Source organism: Acinetobacter sp. ANC_7634, from assembly GCF_056779875.1.
Genome location: NZ_JBWYIT010000001.1, coordinates 360,342 through 379,593 on the forward strand (window position 1 = coordinate 360,342; position 19,252 = coordinate 379,593).

A 19,252-nucleotide genomic window follows, 5' to 3' on the forward strand; every position below is an offset into this window, starting at 1 on the left:
ATATTTCAATGACCTATTGTTGTGCTATGCGTTTACGTGATGGCTTAATTTGTATCAGTGACACGCGAACAAATGCAGGTGTAGATCATATCTCTGTATTTCGTAAACTCTATCTTTTCGGTATTGAGGGTGAGCGTTTTATCTGTATACAAACTGCGGGTAATTTGGCGACGACACAAGCCGTTATAGGACATTTGCAGAATCAGCTAGATTTAAAACACGAACCTAATTTGTATAGTGTGAATAGCATGTTCGAGATGGCTGAATTGGTTGGTCATACTTTAAAACGAGTCATTATGGATGTGACTACTGATCAACTAGAGCAAAGTAATTATCACTGTACGATTTTACTTTCTGGTCAAATTCAAGGGGAGGATATTCAGTTATATAATATTTATCCTCAGGGTAATTTTATCAATGCGACGTCAGATACGCCCTTTTTTCAGATTGGGGAAAGTAAATACGGTAAACCAATTTTAGATCGTGCATTAAATTACAATACTGAGCTAGATGAAGCATTAAGATGCGGTTTAATTTCATTTGATTCAACCCTTAGATCTAATGTCTCTGTGGGCTTACCACTAGATGCATGTATCTATAAAAAAGATAGTTTTGCGATTCCATTGTCTAAACGTATTCATGATGATGATCCATATTTCTCATCTATTAGTAAACTTTGGTCAGATACTTTGCGTCAAGGATTAAACGGTTTGCCACGTCCAACAGAAGACTATTGGCAATAATTTTGCTTTATGGTTAAGTTTAGATTAAATTGAGTTGCATTGAATATTAAATCATTACTATAAAAATTAGGGGAAGCAATGCAACAGTTCAGTTATGCGAGTGTGTCAACTGCAGATGCAAGTCGCTTATTGATTGATGTTCGTGAAATCTTGACTGAAGCCCGTCATTTCAATTTTGAGCATCAAATTTCTGGAGCACTTTATTATGCAGATGGGCACTATTTTCAATGTCTAGAGGGTGATGAAGCCACACTAGATATATTGTTGCAAAAGCTTCACAGGGATAAACGCCATCATCAAATTCGCCTATTTCAGCGAAAAAATATTGAAAAAAAACAATTTCAAGAATGGTCTATGAAGTTTGTAGGACGACAAAGTCCAGTGAAGCAGGCTTTAATAGATATGGGATTTAGTCAATTTACGCCTACCCAGTTTACACAAGATCAAGCTGATTATTTAATTCGATTTTTGACACGCGCTCAGGATACGGATTTTAATGAACTACAACGTAATGCTGTTTAGCATTACGTTGATTTAATTTGCTCATTACATTTTGAGACGCTTCGGACGTTGGCTTAATCGACATAACAACTCATAACCAATCGTACCATTCGCTTCAGCAACATCATCCACTAAACGATGTTTACCCCATAATTCTACTGGATCACCAATTTTTGCGTTGAGATCGGTGACATCTATGGCAATCATATCCATGGCAACTCTGCCAATCACTGGGGTTAATTGACCATCTAGTGAAACCGAATTCTCACGAATAAAAGCTCTTGGATACCCATCACCATATCCGATCGAGACAATTGCTAATTGCATAGGTCGCTGTGCAACAAAGGTTGAGCCATAACCTACAGCTTCACCTGATTGAATGGAGTTAAGTGCAATAATCTCAGCACTAAATGTCATGACAGGTTTTAAATCTAGAGCGTGGACGTCACGATCTGCAAATGGCGTTGCGCCATACAGCATAATACCAGGACGAACATAGTCAAAATGCAATTCAGGGTATTTATAAATTGCCGCTGAATTACAACATGAAGCTAAAATTGGTGCACAATCTTGTTTTACTTCAAGAAATTGAGATATTTGTTGTTCATTTAAAGGGTGATCAACATCTGCATTAGCAAAATGCATTGCAAGTACACAGGTAAAACCTTCATTTTTTAATTGATGAATAATCGATTTGATTACATCAATTTTGAAGCCTAAACGGTTCATTCCGCTATTTAGTTTAACCCATACTTTTAGATTTCGGGCGATATAAGCATCTTTAACTTGCAACAACCACTGCAGTTGTTGATGATGATGAACGATTACTTCAATATGTTGCTCAATCGCAATTTGCATTTCACCTTCAGAAAAAACTCCTTCAATTAAGGTGATAGGTTGTTTAAAACCTAATTCACGTATTTCAAGTGCTTCTTCTAAACATGCAACGCCAAAAGCATCAGACTGGCTCAATGCGGCTAAGCAGTCTGAGACTCCATGACCATAAGCATTTGCCTTTACCATACTTACAACTTTAGAGTTTGGTGCAAGTTGTTTCACGCGATTTAAATTGTATTGCAATGCGTGTGTGTCAATACAAACCGTTGCTTGGCGCACTCTAATTTACTCCTAGAGGCATGTGGAAAGGTTAAATCTTTTAAACTGAAAAAAGATAATTGTGGTCGATCAATTCGTGCGTTCTTAACTAAGAATTGATCAAAGCAAAATTACTCTTCTTCTTGGTTCTGCGCGTAATATTCAGGTGACAAGTTACTAAAACGCGTATATTGACCTTCAAAAGCGAGTCGAACGGTACCAATTGGACCATTACGTTGTTTACCGATAATGATTTCAGCAGTTCCTGCTTCTTTAGATTCTTTGTTATATACCTCATCACGGTAAATGAACATGATCAAATCGGCATCCTGCTCAATTGCTCCAGATTCACGTAAGTCTGACATCACAGGACGTTTATTTGGACGGTTTTCGAGTGAGCGGTTAAGCTGCGAAAGTGCAATCACAGGGCAATGCATCTCTTTCGCCAATGCTTTCAAGCTTCGAGAAATTTCACCAATTTCACCCACACGGTTATCACCCATACCTGGTACTTTCATTAACTGCAGGTAATCGACCATGATGCAACCGAGTTTACCACCGTGTTGTTTCGCGATACGTCTTGCACGTGCGCGCATTTCAGTCGGTGGAAGGGCAGAAGAATCATCAATATAGAGATGCTTCTCTTGCAGTTGAAGAATCGTTCCTGTGACCTTGTTCCATTCTTCGCCATCTAATTTGCCAGATCGTAAATGTCCTTGATGCACTTTACCAAACGAGGAAATTAAACGCATGGCAATAGAGTCAGCAGGCATCTCCATGGAGAATACAAGAGCAGGAAGGTTGCAATTGAATAGCACACTTTCGACTAAATTCATTGCGAAAGTTGTTTTACCCATTGATGGACGGGCAGCAACAACGATCATATCTCCAGCTTGCATACCTGATGTTTTATTATCAAGCTCCACAAATCCTGTGGTCAGACCTGTAATATTCCCATCAAGTTGTGATAATTCGTTGAGTTTATCGAATACATCTGCGACAACGGTATTAATTGCTTTTGGCCCTTGAGCTTTTGCATTGTTATTGTGTTGTTCAGCCAAAGAAAAGATACTGGTCTCAGCTAAATCTAAAATTTCACTGACTTCTCGACCTTTCGTGTCATACGCATTTTGTAGAATTTCATTACCAACTTTGATCATATTTCTCAAAGTTGCAAATTCACGTATTTTATTGGCATAAGTTTCAAGGTTATAAAAGCTTGATGGAGAATCCGCCATCAATTGCATTAAATATTCTTCACCACCAATCGCATCAAGCAGGTTCTGCTTGATTAACCAATCATTGACCAATACGGCATCATAAGGTGAACTTTCTTTAGAAAGTTTTTCAATTGCTCTAAAAATATATTTATGTCGAGTCGCGTAAAAATCATTCTCGGTTAATATATCGCTGACCTGTTCGAATGACTCAGCTACTGTCATGAGTGCGGCAAGAACAGCCTGTTCAATAGCAAGATTGTGCGGAGGCGTACGAAACTCTTTGAGTGCTGAAGATTCACTCTTTAGCAAATCTAACTCAGTGTTATTCGTATTTTTTTTGGCAGTCGCCTGAGACATATAAAACCTTGATTTACAATAATTACGAAAATGAATAGGGGAGACTTATCTTAATGCAAAATGCACAAGCAAGACAGTGCAACAAATAATATCGATAACAAATAAAAAACTAAGTCTAAATTTCAGCTTGCTAAATCAAATTTTATAATTATTAGGGATAAAAAAAGAGCATGCTGATGCATGCTCTTTTTCTTTGCATAAAATTACTCAGATACGATAGTAACGAGAACTTCAGCAACAACATCATGGTGCAATTGGATTGCGATGTTGAATTCGCCAGTGTGACGAAGTGCACCGTTCGGTAAACGAACTTCAGCACGGTCAACTTCAAGACCAGCATTTGTCAACGCGTCAGCGATGTCACGAGTACCGATAGAACCAAATAGTTTACCTTCGTCACCAGCTTTCGCAGTGATTACGATATTTACTTCGTTCAATTGGTCAGCACGTGCTTGAGCAGCAGCTAATACTTCAGCTTCTTGCTTCTCAAGTTCAGCACGACGAGCTTCAAATGCAGCAGTATTAGCTTCAGTAGCAGCAACTGCTTTACCTTGAGGGATTAAGTAGTTGCGGCCGTAACCAGCTTTAACTGAAACTTTATCACCTAATTTACCAAGGTTCTTAATGCGTTGTAATAAGATAATATCCACAGCTCAACCTCACTTATGATTGTCAGTGTAAGGAATCAACGCTAAGTAGCGAGCTTGTTTGATAGCAAGAGCTAATTGACGTTGGTAACGAGCTTTAGTACCTGTAATACGGCTAGGAACAATCTTGCCGTTTTCAGTGATGTACTGTTTTAAAGTATCGATATCTTTATAGTCGATATATGTAACGTTCTCAGCTGTAAAGCGGCAGAACTTACGACGACGGTAGAAACGTGCCATTGATGTTCTCCTTATGCTTCAGCAGAGTCTTGAGCTTGTTGTGCTTCTTCACGTTGAGCTTTACGCGCACGTTTTTCTTCAGCACTCTTAGCCAATAAAGACTCTTCAGTGATTGCGTTTTCACGACGAATAATAACGTTACGAAGAATAGCATCGTTGTAACGGAATAATTCTTCCAATTCATTAAGCGTAGTTTGGTTACATTCAACGTTCATTAAAATGTAGTGCGCTTTGTGAATTTTGTTAATTGGGTAAGCCAATTGGCGACGGCCCCAATCTTCAAGACGGTGAATTTGACCTTCAGCATCTTTAATGTGAGAGATATAGCGTTCTACCATACCTACCACTTGATCGCTTTGGTCTGGATGTACCAAAATTACGATTTCGTAGTGACGCATTGTCAGCTCCTTACGGTTTTATGCAGCCCCTAACGCATTTGTTAGAAGCAAGGAGTCACAAATAAATTTTATTGGTTTCAAAAAAACTTAATGTGTCGCAAAAAAATGCGAAGCTGTATTGTAAGGATGTCGGCAGGGGATTACAAGAAAAATAAAGCAAAATATAACGACGAAGAAAATAAATTGGACTATTCAATTTTGAAAATTAACTTACTTTTAGAAAGTATTTGAAAGTAGTGTTGAGTATAGATATTTATAGACTCCTTAAAGCGAAGATAAAAAAAAGATAGAGGCTTCTCTATCTTTTAAAAAATGACAAGATTGTTTATTGGTGTAGTAGCAGTAAAACTAAAGCAGATACTAATAATCGTAATTAGGAGAACAGAAAATAAAAAATATTTCTTTGCCCATAATTGATCATTTTCAGCTTTAAATCCAATGATATTTAAATATAGCCAATAAACAGTCAATACATTGAGAATTATACAATAAAGCCAATTTGCATAGCCAAATACAAATAAAGCGTTCATTGAGATTGCAAATAGCACAATGTAAATCAGCGATTCGATCTTGGTGCGAACAATCGAGCGCGCAACAGGAAGAATCGGAATACCCGCATTTTTGTAATCATCAAAACGATAAATTGCAATTCCCCATGAGTGAGGCATTTGCCAAAATGCATAACCCAAGAAAATGAGTAGCGCACCTAAATCGAATTGATTCGCGACCGCTGTATATCCAATGACAGGGGGGGCTGCACCAGAAATACTACCGACCACAGTTTGGTGGATCGTTGTTCGTTTTGTCCATAAGCTGTAAAAACCAACATATACGACAAAACCAATAACTGCGAATAAAAAAGCGTACGCATTTACCCAAAACCATAAAATACCAAAACCGAGTATGCCTAACAGCAAAGCAAAAGCTAATGCAATTTGAACAGAAATGGTTTTCTTAACTAACGCACGATTTTGAGTGCGCTGCATTTTTTGGTCGATGTCTTGATCAATAACGTTATTAACCACACATCCAGATGCAACTACGAGGGTAGTGCCAATGAGGGTAAGAAGCAGGAGAAGGAAATCTACTGAACCTTGGGTAGCTACAAAGTAGCCACCCAAAGTGGTAACAAAGTTACCAAAGAGAATTCCTGGCTTAGTCAGGAATAAGTACTTTTTAAACATGACAATCAGTTTAGATCATCATGTTTGAATGTAAGTAGTTCATGATCCATACAGAACCAACTAAAAGAACAGCAATAGTTAGAATTGTATAGATAAATGCAATCACGTTCCAACGTTGCTCTGAAGATGAGTTCATGTGCAAGAAGTAAACTAATTGTACAAGTACCTGAGCAACAGCTGTAATACCGATAACAGCAATAATTGCACCACGACTGAAGCTATCAGTATTCATTGCCATGTAGAATGGAACTACAGTCAATAAAACAGAAAGTACAAAACCGATTGTGTATTGCTTTACGTTACCGTGTGATGCACCAGCAGCATTATGATCATGACTCATTATAATACTCCCATTAAGTACACTACGCTGAATACGCAGATCCATACGATGTCAAGGAAGTGCCAGAACAAGCTTAGGCAAGCAAGACGACGAGTATTGATTGTAGTCAAACCATATTTTTTGATTTGAATCATCAACACGATCATCCATACCAAACCAGAAGTAACGTGAATACCGTGCGTACCAACTAAAGTAAAGAACGCAGATAAGAACGCACTAACGCTTGGTCCATGACCAGCATGAACTAAATGATTAAATTCATAAAGTTCCATGCCGATGAAGATTGCACCGAATACAAATGTAACTGCTAACCAAGCTAGAACTTGACCAACATTTTTCTTGTAAGAAGCAAGTACCGCAAAACCAAATGTCACTGATGAAATCAAAAGTGCGAAAGTTTCAGTTAAAACGAAACCTAAAGAATCTGCAAAAAGATCCTTTGCACTTGGAGTGCCAGGTGGAATATGACTGCTTAATACAGCGAACGCGATGAAGAGTGTACCGAATAAAATCAAGTCACTCATCAAGTAAGTCCAAAAACCAAAGACCGTGATGTCTGTATCATCGTGATGATGTTCATCATGCTCGTGGTTTTCGTGATGAAGTACTTCAGCCATATCCTTAGTCCTTCTTCAAGTGTTTTTCGAGTAACGCATAACGTTCGTTTTCAATACGTTCTACTTCAGCAGCTGGAACATAGTAATCCACTTTCTTCGTGAATGAGCTCCAGATAAAGCCGATGATTGCAGAAACGAAAGAAACAATCGCTAACCACCAAATGTGCCAGATAAGTGCAAAGCCCATAACAGTGATGATCAGTGCAATAAGTACACCCGCAGCACGGTTAGTTGGCATATGAACATCTTCATATTTAGCAGGACGTACGTAAGCTACACCATTTTCTTTGTCAGTCCAGAAGCGGTCGATACCGTTCGCTTGAGGCAATACTGCAAAGTTATAGAATGGAGCTGGAGATGAAGTCGCCCATTCAAGCGTACGTGCATCCCATGGATCGCCTGTAACGTCACGAGTTTGTTCGCGTTGTAAGAAACCAACAATGATTTGCATGATGAAACAAGCAATACCAATTGCGATTAATACAGCACCGAATAATGCGATACCAACATATGGATCCCAGTCTGGGTTGTCATACGAGTTTAGACGACGAGTCATACCCATGAAACCTAGGATATACAATGGCATGAACGCGAAGTAGAAACCGAAGAACCAGAACCAGAAGCATGCTTTGCCCCAGAATTCACTTAACTGCCAACCGAACATTTTCGGCCAGTAGAAAGTAATACCAGCAAACATACCAAATACAACACCACCAATAATTACGTTATGGAAGTGAGCGATTAAGAATAGTGAGTTGTGTACAAGGAAGTCCGCAGGTGGAACCGCCATAAGTACACCGGTCAAACCACCGATACCGAAAGTCACTAAGAAGCCAACTGTCCAGTACATAGGTGATGTGAAGGTAATACGACCCTTATACATTGTGAATAACCAAGAGAAGATTTTCACACCTGTAGGAATCGCGATAATCATGGTCATGATACCGAAGAACGCGTTAACGTTGGCACCTGAACCCATTGTAAAGAAGTGGTGTAACCATACAACGAATGCAAGAACTGTAATCGCGATCGTTGCATACACCATTGATTTGTAACCAAACAATGTCTTACGAGAGAATACAGAAGTAATCTCAGAGAATAGACCGAATGCAGGTAAGATCAAGATATAAACTTCTGGGTGACCCCAGGTCCAAATCAAGTTTACATACAACATTGGGCTACCACCCATGTCATTTGTAAAGAAGTGGAAACCGAAGTAACGGTCAAGCGTTAACATTGCAATTGTTGCAGTCAACACTGGGAATGATGCGATGATCAATACTGCAGTACATAAAGATGTCCACGTAAAGATCGGCATATCCATAAGACCCATGCCAGGAGCACGCATTTTAATGATGGTAACGAAGAAGTTAACACCAGTAAGAAGTGTACCAAGACCAGAGATCTGAAGTGCCCAGATATAGTAGTCAACACCAACACCAGGAGAGTATTCGATACCTGAAAGAGGAGGGTAAGCCATCCAACCAGTTGCCGCAAACTCACCAAGCGCAAGAGAAACCATCATCAAACCAGCAGCACCAGCGAATAACCAGAAGCTTAAAGAGTTTAATAATGGGAATGCTACGTCACGCGCACCAATTTGTAGTGGAACAGAAATGTTCATCATACCCACTACAAGACCCATCGCTACGAAGAAAATCATGATTACACCGTGTGCGGTGAAAATCTGGTCGTAGTGTTCAGGGTGTAGATAGCCTTCGCCACCGCCTTTTGCAAGGAACAATTGAAGACGCATCATAATCGCATCCGCGAAACCACGTAATAACATGATCACAGAAACGATAAGGTACATAATACCAATTTTTTTATGGTCTACAGATGTGAACCATTCGTTCCACAAGTAGCCCCATTTTTTGAAATAAGTGATACCAGCAAATACTGCAATACCACCTAAAATCATCATTAACACTGTTACCTGTACGATTGGATCGTACGGGATAGCATCTACACTTAACTTACCTAAGAAGCTCATGTCTTATTCCCCTACAACTGAAGAAGCAGGTTCAGCATTTACATCAGCAGCTACAGCATGACCTTCAGCTTTAGCTGAGTGATCTGCACCGTGGTAGTTTGCCATGTATTTGTTGATAATTGATTCAAACAAGCCTTTTTCAACAGAAGAGTAGTAAGTCACAGGATGAGGATGTGCCTTATATGGACCTTCTTTTTGAGCAATTTCAGCTTGTTGCTTCTCTAGATCGGTTTTAGCGTTACGAACCATCGCAGCGATTTGTTTCTCTGAACGGTTACCATCACGCAAGGTTGCAAATTCAGCTTGGTCTAAAACTGTTTTTTGAACAGCTTCAGGGTTAATTGAAGTACCGTTACCAGCTTTTACTGCAGACACCCATTCAGCGAACTTAGCTTCTGAAACAGAATGAGCTTGGAAGCGCATTTGTGTGAAACCATAGCCTGAATAGTTCGAAGAGAAACCACGGTATACACCTTCATTATCCGCAAGGACATGAAGTTGAGTTTGCATACCCGCCATTGCATAAATCTGACCAGCTAACTGAGGAATGAAGAAAGAGTTCATTGTGAAGTTAGAGGTGATATTGAAATTAATCGGAGTTTTTTCTGGGAAACGAACTTCGTTAACTGTTGCAATTTCTTGTTCAGGGTAAACAAAAACCCATTTAAACTGTTCAGCAATAACTTGAATAGTTAAATGTGATTTCTCTGATTCTAGCGGACGATAAGGGTCATACTTGTGTGAGCCCCACCATGTTAAATACGCTAAAATACCAATAATAATACACGGGATACCCCACACTACGATTTCAATAATAGTAGAGTGTGCCCATGTAGGTTTATAGTCTGCATCTTTATTTGACGCACGATATTTCCAACTAAACCATAAAGCCATCAATGCTGATGGAATTACTACCAATAGCATGAGGTAGATCGCAGTCATCATAAGATCAGACTGACCTTGTGCTACTGGACCTTTTGAGTTTAGAAGTACCATATCACCGCCACACCCTGTTAAGAGCACGGCAAGCGTTGATAAAGACAATACAGCTAAAATTGTTTGTCTCATTTTACAACCTCGGTGAAGAGTCCCATTCCCTAATAAAATTATGGGATAGCGATTATAGTGTCACATGATTGAAAAACAGAAAATTACATTTACTGAATTTCAGTCATATGACACCGCTACGTTGTAGGGCATTATGCCCTATAACGACCAACTAAGCTATATGTAAAGTGCCTTTAAATATAAGGATTAAACCCAATTTGTTTGGTCGGAATTGGTTGAAGAATTGATTACTTTTGATGTGAAAACAGAGGCAAAACAAAGGGGAGCATTTGCTCCCCTAAGATAAAAATTATCGTTTTATGACTTTAGTCTTTGCTAATTTATCGTGCAAAGTTTGTCTTTTTTGACTTAGACCGAAGGCATGATCAATGATGGTAATGAATGGCATAAAGAGTAAATTCAATACAATAAAAATCACACTACGCAATGTGAATGCGCGCATTAAGTTCACTTGCTGTCCATTTTCAGCATCAACAATTTGAATTTTTGCTACTTTTTTTCCTAAACTCTGACCACTTTTCGCAATTAAAAATGCTTGAGCAGCTAGCATTAATACAATGTAAACCAACATTGCTTGCCAAGCTTCCATTGGAATCAGTGTAAATAACTGTTCCTGTAATTTGATTGCTTGATCTGATGAGCTAGCATTCTGCATTTTTTGCTGAAGTTCAGTCAATTGAGCAACTTGTTCTTCCTGCATAAAGAACGAAGGAATCACCATGGCAGGCAACCAAAGCGCCAGATCAACGAGTTTAGCTAAAAATCGAGATCCAATTGAGGCAAGTTCTTGCTGAGCAGTATTTTTTTGAATATTTACATTCGCAATTGAAGGATTTGAATAGCTTTGTTGTACTGGTGGAGTCGGTTGATAGCCTTCAGGTTGGTAATATAATTTTCCTTGAGTGAGTTCACCTAAAGCTTTCCATTCAGTCATACCTTGATGCCAGACCAAGTCTGTGAGTAAAACTTGTTGGCTCGAGAGCATTTGATTTAACTGCTCTACCGTATACGGTCCAGCTTGTTGATTATTTCTCGCCAAGTAAATTTGCATAAACCTAATTTCTCAAAAATTACTAAAAAATAATGTGGTAAAAAAAAGACCCACGAATGGGTCTTTTTTTAACATAGTTTATTAAGCTTGTTTAGTCTTTTCTTCAGATAAGAAGAACCATGTATCTAAAACAGAGTCTGGGTTGAGTGAAACAGATTCGATACCTTGTTCCATTAACCAGCGAGCAAGATCTGGGTGGTCTGATGGTCCTTGGCCACAAATACCCACATATTTGCCTGCTTTACGACATGCGTGAATCGCCATTGAAAGAAGAGCTTTTACTGCTGGATCGCGTTCATCAAATAAATGAGAAACGATGCCTGAGTCACGGTCAAGCCCAAGCGTTAACTGAGTTAAGTCATTTGAACCGATTGAGAAGCCATCAAAATGTTCTAAGAATTGTTCAGCAAGTAGGGCATTGGTTGGTAATTCACACATCATGATCACTTTAAGACCATTTTCACCACGTTTTAAGCCATTTGCAGCAAGAAGTTCAATAACACGTTTTGCTTCAGCAACTGTGCGGACGAATGGGATCATGATTTGAATGTTAGTTAGACCCATTTCATCACGAACTTTCTTCAATGCACGGCATTCTAATTCGAAGCAGTCACGGAAGTTGTCAGAAACATAACGGCTTGCACCACGGAAGCCCAACATCGGGTTTTCTTCTTCAGGTTCGTATAACTTACCACCGATTAAGTTCGCATATTCATTTGATTTGAAGTCTGACATACGTACGATGACAGGTTTATCAGCAAATGCAGCAGCTAGTGTAGAAATACCTTCAACGAGTTTTTCAACGTAGAATTCAATCGGTGAAGAGTAACCTGCAGTACGGGTCATCACAGCTGCACGTGTTTCGCGAGGTAAGCTGTCAATATTGAGCAATGCTTTAGGGTGAACACCAATCATACGGTTGATGATGAACTCTAGACGTGCAAGACCAATACCTTCGTTTGGAATTTGAGCGAAGTCAAATGCACGATCAGGGTTACCAACGTTCATCATGATTTTGAACGGAAGTGTTGGCATAGATTCAATCGAGTTACGTTGAACTTCGAAATCTAAAGCGCCTTCGTAAATGAAACCTGTATCGCCTTCAGCACATGAAACAGTTACTTCTTGACCATCAACAAGTACTTCTGTTGCGTTACCACATCCAACAATCGCTGGAACACCGAGTTCACGTGCAATAATCGCGGCATGACAAGTACGACCACCACGGTTTGTAACGATCGCAGCAGCACGTTTCATAACTGGTTCCCAATCAGGATCGGTCATGTCAGAAACAAGAACGTCGCCATCTTGGACTTTGTCCATCTCTTTGATTGAATTAACAATACGTACTTTACCAGAACCGATACGTTGACCGATTGAGCGACCTTCACAAAGAACTGTACCTTTTTGTTTTAATAGGTAGCGTTCCATTGTGCCGACATTCTCACGGCTTTTCACAGTTTCAGGACGTGCTTGAACAATGTAAATTTGACCGTCATCACCGTCTTTCGCCCATTCGATATCCATTGGCGCACCATAGTGTTGCTCAATGATTAACGCCTGCTTAGCAAGTTCTTGTAATTCTTGATCATTTAAAGCAAATTGTTGGCGCTCAGTTTTTTCAACATCCACAACAACAACTGATTTACCTGCAGAGCCTTCTTCACCGTAGATCATTTTTTGGTGTTTAGAGCCGAGGTTACGACGCAATACTGCGTGTTTACCTGCATTTAAAAGTGGCTTAGATAAATAGAATTCATCAGGGTTTACAGCACCCTGTACGACCATTTCGCCTAAACCGTAAGATGCAGTAATGAATACAACGTCACGGAAACCAGATTCAGTGTCCAGTGTAAACATTACACCAGCAGCACCAGTTTCTGAGCGAACCATACGTTGCACACCAGCAGAAAGAGCAACGATGTCATGATCGAAGTTTTGGTGTACACGGTAAGCAATTGCGCGGTCGTTATAAAGTGAAGCAAAAACTTCCTTAATCGCGATTAAGACGTTGTCAATACCGCGGATGTTTAGGAAAGTCTCTTGTTGTCCTGCAAAAGATGCGTCTGGTAAATCTTCTGCAGTCGCAGATGAACGAACGGCAACCGCGATCTCAGGGTTGCCGTTAGAAAGAGTTGCGAATGCATCACGAACTTCTTTTTCAAGTGCTGGAGTAAGCGGAGTATCAACGATCCATTGACGGATTTTAGCACCAGTTTCAGCAAGTGCATTTACGTCGTCAACATTGAGTTGTTTGAGCTCGGCTGAAATTTTGGCATTTAGACCACTTTGCTCAAGGAATTCACGGTAAGCCGCAGCAGTTGTTGCAAAACCACCTGGAACTGATACACCAGCATTTGCTAAATGGCTGATCATTTCGCCTAGAGATGAGTTTTTACCGCCCACGATTTCTACGTCGTGTTTACCTAATTTTTCCAGACCGATTACGCGTGCTTCCAAAGTTGTTACTCCACTTTTGCAGTATTAATCACTATCTTGGCATGATATTTTTCTGTGAAAACTTAGCAAACTTTCATTACTAAGCGACAGTCATGTAAGATCGGTTTACTATAAAGATTATATAGTACTTAGACAAATATTTGAGGATTAATTTAATGGCAGAAAGTAAAGATATTAAACGAAGTGTTTTTTTTATTTCCGATGGTACTGCCATTACGGCTGAAACACTCGGGCATTCTTTATTGGCTCAATTTCCTCATGTCGATTTTGATATTCATATCATTCCGTATATCACTACAGAAGAAGCCGCAATGAACGTCGTTGCAGAGATTAACGCGCGCGCAGAGTCTGATGGCCAACAACCTCTTGTCTTTGATACTCTTGTGGATCCCTATGTTCGGGATATCATCAATACGGCAAATGCGGTTAATTTAGATGTGTTTGAAGGGTTAATTAGTAAGCTATCTGAGGTGCTTGGAACAGCCCCTACAACTTTAGTCGGACAAACGCATGCTGTGACTGATTCTGAGTCTTATAAGGCACGTATTGATGCTGTACATTTCGCGCTGGATAATGATGATGGCGCACGTACAAGACACTATGATAAAGCGGACTTAATTTTGATTGGAGTGTCGCGTTCTGGTAAAACACCGACCTCAATTTATTTGTCATTACAATTTGGTATTCGAGTTGCGAACTATCCGTTAACTGAAGAAGATTTGGATGACAACCGTTTGCCAGCAGTTTTACGTCCACATAAGCATAAGTTGTTTGGATTAATGATTGATGCTGATCGTTTGGTGGCAATTCGATCTGAACGCAAAGCCAACAGTCGTTATGCAAGTTTTAGCCAATGTCAGATGGAATTGCGTGCAATCGAAGGTATTTATATTTCTGAAGGGATTAAATATCTAAATGTTTCAGAAATGTCGATTGAAGAAATCTCAACACGAGTATTGCAAATGACAGGCTTGAAACGCCGGATTGGTTAAATCGGTAAATCTAATTTAAAAAAAAGAAGCACTAGCTGTGCTTCTTTTTTTTAAGAGATTAATCGTCATAAATACTCATAAAATTCAAAAATTATATAATTCAAGTGTCTATAATTTCATCATAAAATGTAATTTAGAATCGCATTTATCTACTAAATGATGGTTATTTTTCGTACGTTGTAATAATAATATCTACTAAGTGTTCGATTCCTTCCATACTTTGAACGGCATTTTCAGTAATTTTCACGACTGGCCATGTGATCAATTTACAGTTTTCTCGCTGTAAGGCGCTGTAATAATGATCGGATTTAAAAAATATTTTTTGCGACGAAGCTGGATTTGGCATCAATTGTCTTTTTAACCAAGTATCTGAAATCTGAGAATCTAAATATCGTATTGCCAATGTCGTCTTAATTCGCTGATTAAATAATCGTTTATTTTTAGCGATGAGGGGATGAGCAATAATTTTTTGAATCCCTTTTTCAGTGTGTGGCAAAACGAAATGAGGTGTCATTTGAAATACTTTGACGAATAGCGCATTTTGACAAACCACATCTAAATGTGAAACTGACATTTGATTGGCACCAATAATCGCGACCTTTAATCCTGAAAAATCGGTTTGTTTGATGTCCTCAGCTGAGATAATTTTTCCTTTGAAGTTGGAAAAATACTCAGCTTCATTATGAAAGAACGAATCCGTGTGGGCTTTATTCCTTTTTTTCATTTCTGTACCTAATTATTGTTTTAGTGGGTTGCTTTTGGTTCTGCAGTTAATTCATATATCCAAGATGGGATTTTAGGTAAAGATTTTTCTGGAATCTTATCAGTCATTTTTACCATGGTGTCGACAGGGATATGAAACCATTTATTACGTCGATTCATGGCACTTCGTGCATGGAAGTTAATAATTTGATACCAAGGATTACGACGACCTTCTGCAGTACGTCCACCTATTCGAGCAAATTTGTGCATCGCTGCATAGAGCTTTTCTTCTGGCAGACCTAGTTTAATCACATTATCACGCATTTTGTTAATGAGTGGTAAGTATGCAAGAATACCAAGTAATAAACGTGGATCTACAACTCGCGCTGCCATTTTAGAAAGCTCAATAAAGGTTTTATTGTAGCCTTGATCTTCCATGACACTAAATCCAACACCTAAATGACGAGCTTCATCACCATTAATCAGTTCAAAAGCTTGATGACAAACTGGGTCTTCTACAGTGTCCAATAGGAATGTGCAAAGTGCGCCATCAAGAGCGACTTCCAGCATCGGAATGACAGCACCTAGAATATAGAAGGGCATTTCATCAGCATAAGTGTCGAGCCATTCAATGATCAGTCTTAAATTTTTATTGGGTTTAGGAATATCGCCTTCAAGCATACCCCATCTTTTCATCAGTGCCATTTCAGCATTGGCGTGACGCTGTTCCTCAGCGTGGAAAATGGCATACATTTCGCGAAGCGTATCTGTCGGTGCTTTTTTTGACATCGCAGAAAATGCACGAGCACCTACATGTTCGATCCACATTAGATCAGCCATAAAATCTTTAAGCTTGGGCCACTGTTCTGCGGTGACTAATTCTTTGCCAGGAGCATCCCAGTCAATATCCGAGAGTGTCCATTGAGTATGTTTTACTTTATCCAACATTTTTTCTAAGTTGATAGAGGCCATGTTATACATCCGTATTTATTTTTTAATCATGAAATTTTATCGCTTAAAAATGTGATGTGTTTTGCAGAAGTGCTTATTTTAGTTTGATATAAAATGCCAAATTTTAAGTATTTGATTATGAATAATTAATATTGTTGGTTAAAAGAATTTTTTCATTGGAATAGTCTTTTAGGGACATTTGATGTCATTTATTGCCAATAGTTGTTTGACAAACTCAAGAAATGAAAGAGTAATTAATTATAGATTTGAAATCAAAACCATTACTCAATCATTTCAGGATTTTTTGATCTAAGCATTTTGCTTAATTTGCATTAAATACTCAAAGTTTTGAATGCGTTTGTCTGTATCGTAGATATCACAGGTAAAAATAAACTCATCTACATCATAAGGCACCAGTAGTTGTTCAAGACCTTGTTTCACTGTTTCTGGTGATCCGATTTGAGCCATTGCGTAAAAATTGTCAACTGACATCTTTTCTGGAGCAGACCAAATTCCATCCATTGATTTAACTGGAGGTTTGAGTTTTAAGCTTTGCCCACGCATTAAGCCTAATACACGTTGATAAGCGCTAGTAGCCAAGTATTCAGCTTCTTCATCAGTATCAGCTACAACAGTTGGAACGCCCATAGATACATAAGGACGATCCAAATATTCAGAAGGTTCGAAGTTTTCTCTGTAAAGTTGAATCGCTTGACCCAGCATACGAGGGGCAAAGTGAGAAGCAAAAGAATAAGGTAAGCCAAGTTTAGCAGCCAATTGTGCGCTAAATAAGCTAGAACCTAACAGCCATACGGGAACATGTGTTCCTTGACCTGGTGTCGCTTTGATTCTCTGATGTGGCGATGGTTCCCCCAAATAGCTCAAAATTTCGAGCACGTCTTGTGGAAATTGATCTTCAGTCTCTTGACGACCTCGGCGTAAGGCACGCATGGTCAATTGATCTGTACCTGGTGCGCGTCCTAGTCCGAGCTCAACTCGATCAGGATAAAGCGTTGCTAGTGTTCCAAATTGTTCTGCTACAACAAGTGGTGCATGATTAGGCAGCATGATTCCGCCAGAACCTACTTTTAAAGAGGAGGTGTTAGCAAGGATATAGCCTAATAACACAGCTGTAGCTGAGCTAGCGATACCATCCATATTATGGTGCTCTGCAAGCCACAGTCGTTTAAAACCCAATTGTTCGATTTTTTGTGCTAACTCCAAAGCATGCTGTAGTGAAAAAGCAATCGTTTTATCATCACGTACAGGAGCGAGTTCCAATACTGAAAACTCGATATCTTTTAAGCTTCGCATAACTTTCTACTCTTTTGAACACTCATAAAGATGTTAATACGAACTCGAGTATTTGTATATTGAAAAAAAACGATATAAGTGTAAATAAAAAAGCGCTCTAAGTTGAGCGCTTGAATTCTAAGAGTTTGGAATTAACGTTTACCGTTTTTATACCAGCCTAAATGACGACCATTGTCACTTCTGTAATTACGGTCATTATAACGATAGTTTGAATTGCGATAACCGCTTTCACGGCGATCATAACGATCTCTATAGTCATCTTCGCGACGATCTTCAGCCACTTTTTTACCTAAAACTGAACCACCAGCTGAACCTAATGCAGCCCCAGCATAACCAGCATTTGTTCCGCCCATATTATTACCAACGGTGTAACCACCAGCACCACCTAATGCAGCACCAATTGCAGCAGCATTACGATCTTTTTTGTTCGCTGATGCAGCTGCGCCACCAGCACCACCAATCGCTGATCCGATCATTGCTCCAGTCGAGCCACCCATTTGTTGACCAATCGCAGCACCAACGACTCCACCTAAAGCAGATGTGAGGGCAACTCTAGACGAACTATCAGCATAAGCAGTTGTTGTACTCAAGGCCGCAGTTGCGATCGCAGCAGCAAATAACTTTGAATTAAATTTCATGGTGAACTCCTTGTCGAAGTCTTATATTTGATGGTTTTAATTTAATCCAAATTTCTGCAATCATTTTGGAGAGCAAGTTGCTGGTTTGTATTTTTCTCTCCCTAATTTATCCATAATTAATTTGTTAATAAAAAAATGCGCCCTAAGGCGCATCGAGGTGAATACAGAGTATTCAAAGGGGAAACGATCAATCAGATTATATTAACGACGGCTATGTTTTTTCTTTTTCCATTTACGATCTTGACGTGAATCATATGCTTTGTCTTTCGCAATTTTGTTACCAAGAGCAGCACCACCAGCAGCACCTAAAGCAGAGCCGATATAACCGCCATTGGTTCCACCCATACTATTACCTACGGTATATCCCGCACCGCCACCTAATGCACCTCCGATGGCAGATTCAGTACGGTTACGTTTATTACTAGCAACAGCAGCACCACCAGCACCACCAAGTGCTGCACCTAAAGTTGCACCTGTTGTGCCACCCATGTTTTTACCAATTGCTGTACCTGCTACACTACCTAAAGCACTCGCAGCAGCGACACGCGCTGTACTGTCTGCATGTGCAGATACCGTGAACATTGATGCAGTGGCTAAGGTGGCTGACATTAATAGGGTATTTAATTTCATGTGTGACTCCATGTCCTTGTTCGTGGACGAGTAATAATTCGTTGAGCACAATGTAACAAGAATTGAAGCGCTAAATATGTAGAAGTTAACCTAGAGTTTTACGTTTTGGTT

At 39.4% G+C, this 19,252-nt stretch carries 20 protein-coding genes; 3 read left to right on the forward strand and 17 right to left on the reverse strand.

Features of this window, described 5'->3' with window-relative positions; all coding sequences use genetic code 11:
• The first annotated feature begins 8 nt into the window (after positions 1–8).
• Both AC1M9A_RS01705 and AC1M9A_RS01710 read left to right on the forward strand, forming a co-directional pair.
• Positions 9–743, forward strand: a complete 735-nt coding sequence (locus AC1M9A_RS01705) for a proteasome-type protease (RefSeq protein WP_481609491.1) — start codon at positions 9–11, stop codon at positions 741–743.
• Between the two features lie 78 nt (positions 744–821).
• Complete coding sequence (locus AC1M9A_RS01710; RefSeq protein ID WP_481609492.1) at positions 822–1,265, forward strand: BLUF domain-containing protein; 444 nt, start codon at positions 822–824, stop codon at positions 1,263–1,265.
• 24 nt (positions 1,266–1,289) lie between these two features.
• Here AC1M9A_RS01710 and alr read toward each other — a convergent pair whose 3' ends face one another.
• From alr to ppsA, 12 genes are all read right to left on the reverse strand, one after another.
• Positions 1,290–2,360 (reverse strand): alanine racemase, encoded by a 1,071-nt coding sequence (gene alr, locus AC1M9A_RS01715; RefSeq protein ID WP_481609493.1) that lies wholly within the window; start codon positions 2,358–2,360, stop codon positions 1,290–1,292.
• Between the two features lie 110 nt (positions 2,361–2,470).
• Positions 2,471–3,916 (reverse strand): replicative DNA helicase, encoded by a 1,446-nt coding sequence (gene dnaB, locus AC1M9A_RS01720; protein WP_035267619.1) that lies wholly within the window; start codon positions 3,914–3,916, stop codon positions 2,471–2,473.
• A 203-nt stretch (positions 3,917–4,119) separates the two neighbouring features.
• Positions 4,120–4,566, reverse strand: a complete 447-nt coding sequence (gene rplI / locus AC1M9A_RS01725; protein ID WP_035267617.1) for a 50S ribosomal protein L9 — start codon at positions 4,564–4,566, stop codon at positions 4,120–4,122.
• Between the two features lie 9 nt (positions 4,567–4,575).
• Positions 4,576–4,803, reverse strand: a complete 228-nt coding sequence (gene rpsR / locus AC1M9A_RS01730; protein ID WP_004719336.1) for a 30S ribosomal protein S18 — start codon at positions 4,801–4,803, stop codon at positions 4,576–4,578.
• Positions 4,804–4,814: 11 nt separating this feature from the next.
• A complete protein-coding gene (gene rpsF / locus AC1M9A_RS01735) occupies positions 4,815–5,201 on the reverse strand; it encodes a 30S ribosomal protein S6 (protein ID WP_035267614.1) in 387 nt (128 codons plus the stop codon).
• A 305-nt stretch (positions 5,202–5,506) separates the two neighbouring features.
• Complete coding sequence (cyoE, locus tag AC1M9A_RS01740) at positions 5,507–6,385, reverse strand: heme o synthase (protein ID WP_481608385.1); 879 nt, start codon at positions 6,383–6,385, stop codon at positions 5,507–5,509.
• Between the two features lie 10 nt (positions 6,386–6,395).
• A complete protein-coding gene (cyoD, locus tag AC1M9A_RS01745; protein WP_171076771.1) occupies positions 6,396–6,728 on the reverse strand; it encodes a cytochrome o ubiquinol oxidase subunit IV in 333 nt (110 codons plus the stop codon).
• Positions 6,725–7,342 carry a cytochrome o ubiquinol oxidase subunit III gene (gene cyoC, locus AC1M9A_RS01750; protein WP_035267060.1) on the reverse strand — a complete coding sequence of 206 codons (618 nt, stop codon included), beginning with the start codon at positions 7,340–7,342 and terminating at the stop codon, positions 6,725–6,727. The genes cyoD and cyoC overlap by 4 nt, the downstream gene beginning before the upstream one ends.
• A gap of 4 nt (positions 7,343–7,346) precedes the next feature.
• A complete protein-coding gene (cyoB, locus tag AC1M9A_RS01755) occupies positions 7,347–9,335 on the reverse strand; it encodes a cytochrome o ubiquinol oxidase subunit I (RefSeq protein WP_481609494.1) in 1,989 nt (662 codons plus the stop codon).
• Positions 9,336–9,338: 3 nt separating this feature from the next.
• Positions 9,339–10,403, reverse strand: a complete 1,065-nt coding sequence (gene cyoA / locus AC1M9A_RS01760; RefSeq protein WP_092766177.1) for a ubiquinol oxidase subunit II — start codon at positions 10,401–10,403, stop codon at positions 9,339–9,341.
• Positions 10,404–10,692: 289 nt separating this feature from the next.
• On the reverse strand, positions 10,693–11,454 hold the full coding sequence (locus AC1M9A_RS01765; RefSeq protein WP_481595474.1) for an RDD family protein: 762 nt from the start codon (positions 11,452–11,454) through the stop codon (positions 10,693–10,695).
• An 81-nt stretch (positions 11,455–11,535) separates the two neighbouring features.
• Positions 11,536–13,914: a phosphoenolpyruvate synthase gene (gene ppsA, locus AC1M9A_RS01770; RefSeq protein WP_035267067.1), complete on the reverse strand. Its 2,379-nt coding sequence runs from the start codon at positions 13,912–13,914 to the stop codon at positions 11,536–11,538.
• Between the two features lie 155 nt (positions 13,915–14,069).
• Here ppsA and ppsR point away from each other — a divergent pair, with 155 nt between their 5' ends.
• Complete coding sequence (gene ppsR / locus AC1M9A_RS01775; RefSeq protein WP_035267069.1) at positions 14,070–14,906, forward strand: posphoenolpyruvate synthetase regulatory kinase/phosphorylase PpsR; 837 nt, start codon at positions 14,070–14,072, stop codon at positions 14,904–14,906.
• A gap of 163 nt (positions 14,907–15,069) precedes the next feature.
• Here the strand turns inward: ppsR and AC1M9A_RS01780 are convergent, their stop codons facing one another.
• The 5 genes from AC1M9A_RS01780 to AC1M9A_RS01800 form a co-directional block, all read right to left on the reverse strand.
• Positions 15,070–15,630, reverse strand: a complete 561-nt coding sequence (locus AC1M9A_RS01780; protein ID WP_481586989.1) for an NAD(P)/FAD-dependent oxidoreductase — start codon at positions 15,628–15,630, stop codon at positions 15,070–15,072.
• A gap of 20 nt (positions 15,631–15,650) precedes the next feature.
• Entirely contained in the window at positions 15,651–16,580 is a 930-nt protein-coding gene (locus AC1M9A_RS01785) for a ferritin-like domain-containing protein (RefSeq protein ID WP_481596900.1), read from the reverse strand.
• Between the two features lie 288 nt (positions 16,581–16,868).
• Positions 16,869–17,873, reverse strand: a complete 1,005-nt coding sequence (locus tag AC1M9A_RS01790; RefSeq protein WP_481586991.1) for an LLM class flavin-dependent oxidoreductase — start codon at positions 17,871–17,873, stop codon at positions 16,869–16,871.
• Positions 17,874–18,004: 131 nt separating this feature from the next.
• Complete coding sequence (locus AC1M9A_RS01795; protein ID WP_092766182.1) at positions 18,005–18,511, reverse strand: hypothetical protein; 507 nt, start codon at positions 18,509–18,511, stop codon at positions 18,005–18,007.
• A gap of 201 nt (positions 18,512–18,712) precedes the next feature.
• Complete coding sequence (locus AC1M9A_RS01800; protein WP_092766183.1) at positions 18,713–19,141, reverse strand: glycine zipper domain-containing protein; 429 nt, start codon at positions 19,139–19,141, stop codon at positions 18,713–18,715.
• Between the last annotated feature and the right edge of the window lie 111 nt (positions 19,142–19,252).

Bases quoted from the DNA above. Each gene is read 5' to 3' on its own strand.
- AC1M9A_RS01705 (WP_481609491.1), top strand. From the start codon at position 9: ATGACCTATTGTTGTGCTATGCGTTTACGTGATGGCTTAATTTGTATC.
- AC1M9A_RS01710 (WP_481609492.1), top strand. From the start codon at position 822: ATGCAACAGTTCAGTTATGCGAGTGTGTCAACTGCAGATGCAAGTCGC.
- dnaB (WP_035267619.1), bottom strand. From the start codon at position 3,916: ATGTCTCAGGCGACTGCCAAAAAAAATACGAATAACACTGAGTTAGAT.
- rpsR (WP_004719336.1), bottom strand. From the start codon at position 4,803: ATGGCACGTTTCTACCGTCGTCGTAAGTTCTGCCGCTTTACAGCTGAG.
- rpsF (WP_035267614.1), bottom strand. From the start codon at position 5,201: ATGCGTCACTACGAAATCGTAATTTTGGTACATCCAGACCAAAGCGAT.
- cyoE (WP_481608385.1), bottom strand. From the start codon at position 6,385: ATGTTTAAAAAGTACTTATTCCTGACTAAGCCAGGAATTCTCTTTGGT.
- cyoC (WP_035267060.1), bottom strand. From the start codon at position 7,342: ATGGCTGAAGTACTTCATCACGAAAACCACGAGCATGATGAACATCAT.
- cyoB (WP_481609494.1), bottom strand. From the start codon at position 9,335: ATGAGCTTCTTAGGTAAGTTAAGTGTAGATGCTATCCCGTACGATCCA.
- cyoA (WP_092766177.1), bottom strand. From the start codon at position 10,403: ATGAGACAAACAATTTTAGCTGTATTGTCTTTATCAACGCTTGCCGTG.
- AC1M9A_RS01765 (WP_481595474.1), bottom strand. From the start codon at position 11,454: ATGCAAATTTACTTGGCGAGAAATAATCAACAAGCTGGACCGTATACG.
- ppsR (WP_035267069.1), top strand. From the start codon at position 14,070: ATGGCAGAAAGTAAAGATATTAAACGAAGTGTTTTTTTTATTTCCGAT.
- AC1M9A_RS01780 (WP_481586989.1), bottom strand. From the start codon at position 15,630: ATGAAAAAAAGGAATAAAGCCCACACGGATTCGTTCTTTCATAATGAA.
- AC1M9A_RS01785 (WP_481596900.1), bottom strand. From the start codon at position 16,580: ATGGCCTCTATCAACTTAGAAAAAATGTTGGATAAAGTAAAACATACT.
- AC1M9A_RS01790 (WP_481586991.1), bottom strand. From the start codon at position 17,873: ATGCGAAGCTTAAAAGATATCGAGTTTTCAGTATTGGAACTCGCTCCT.
- AC1M9A_RS01795 (WP_092766182.1), bottom strand. From the start codon at position 18,511: ATGAAATTTAATTCAAAGTTATTTGCTGCTGCGATCGCAACTGCGGCC.
- AC1M9A_RS01800 (WP_092766183.1), bottom strand. From the start codon at position 19,141: ATGAAATTAAATACCCTATTAATGTCAGCCACCTTAGCCACTGCATCA.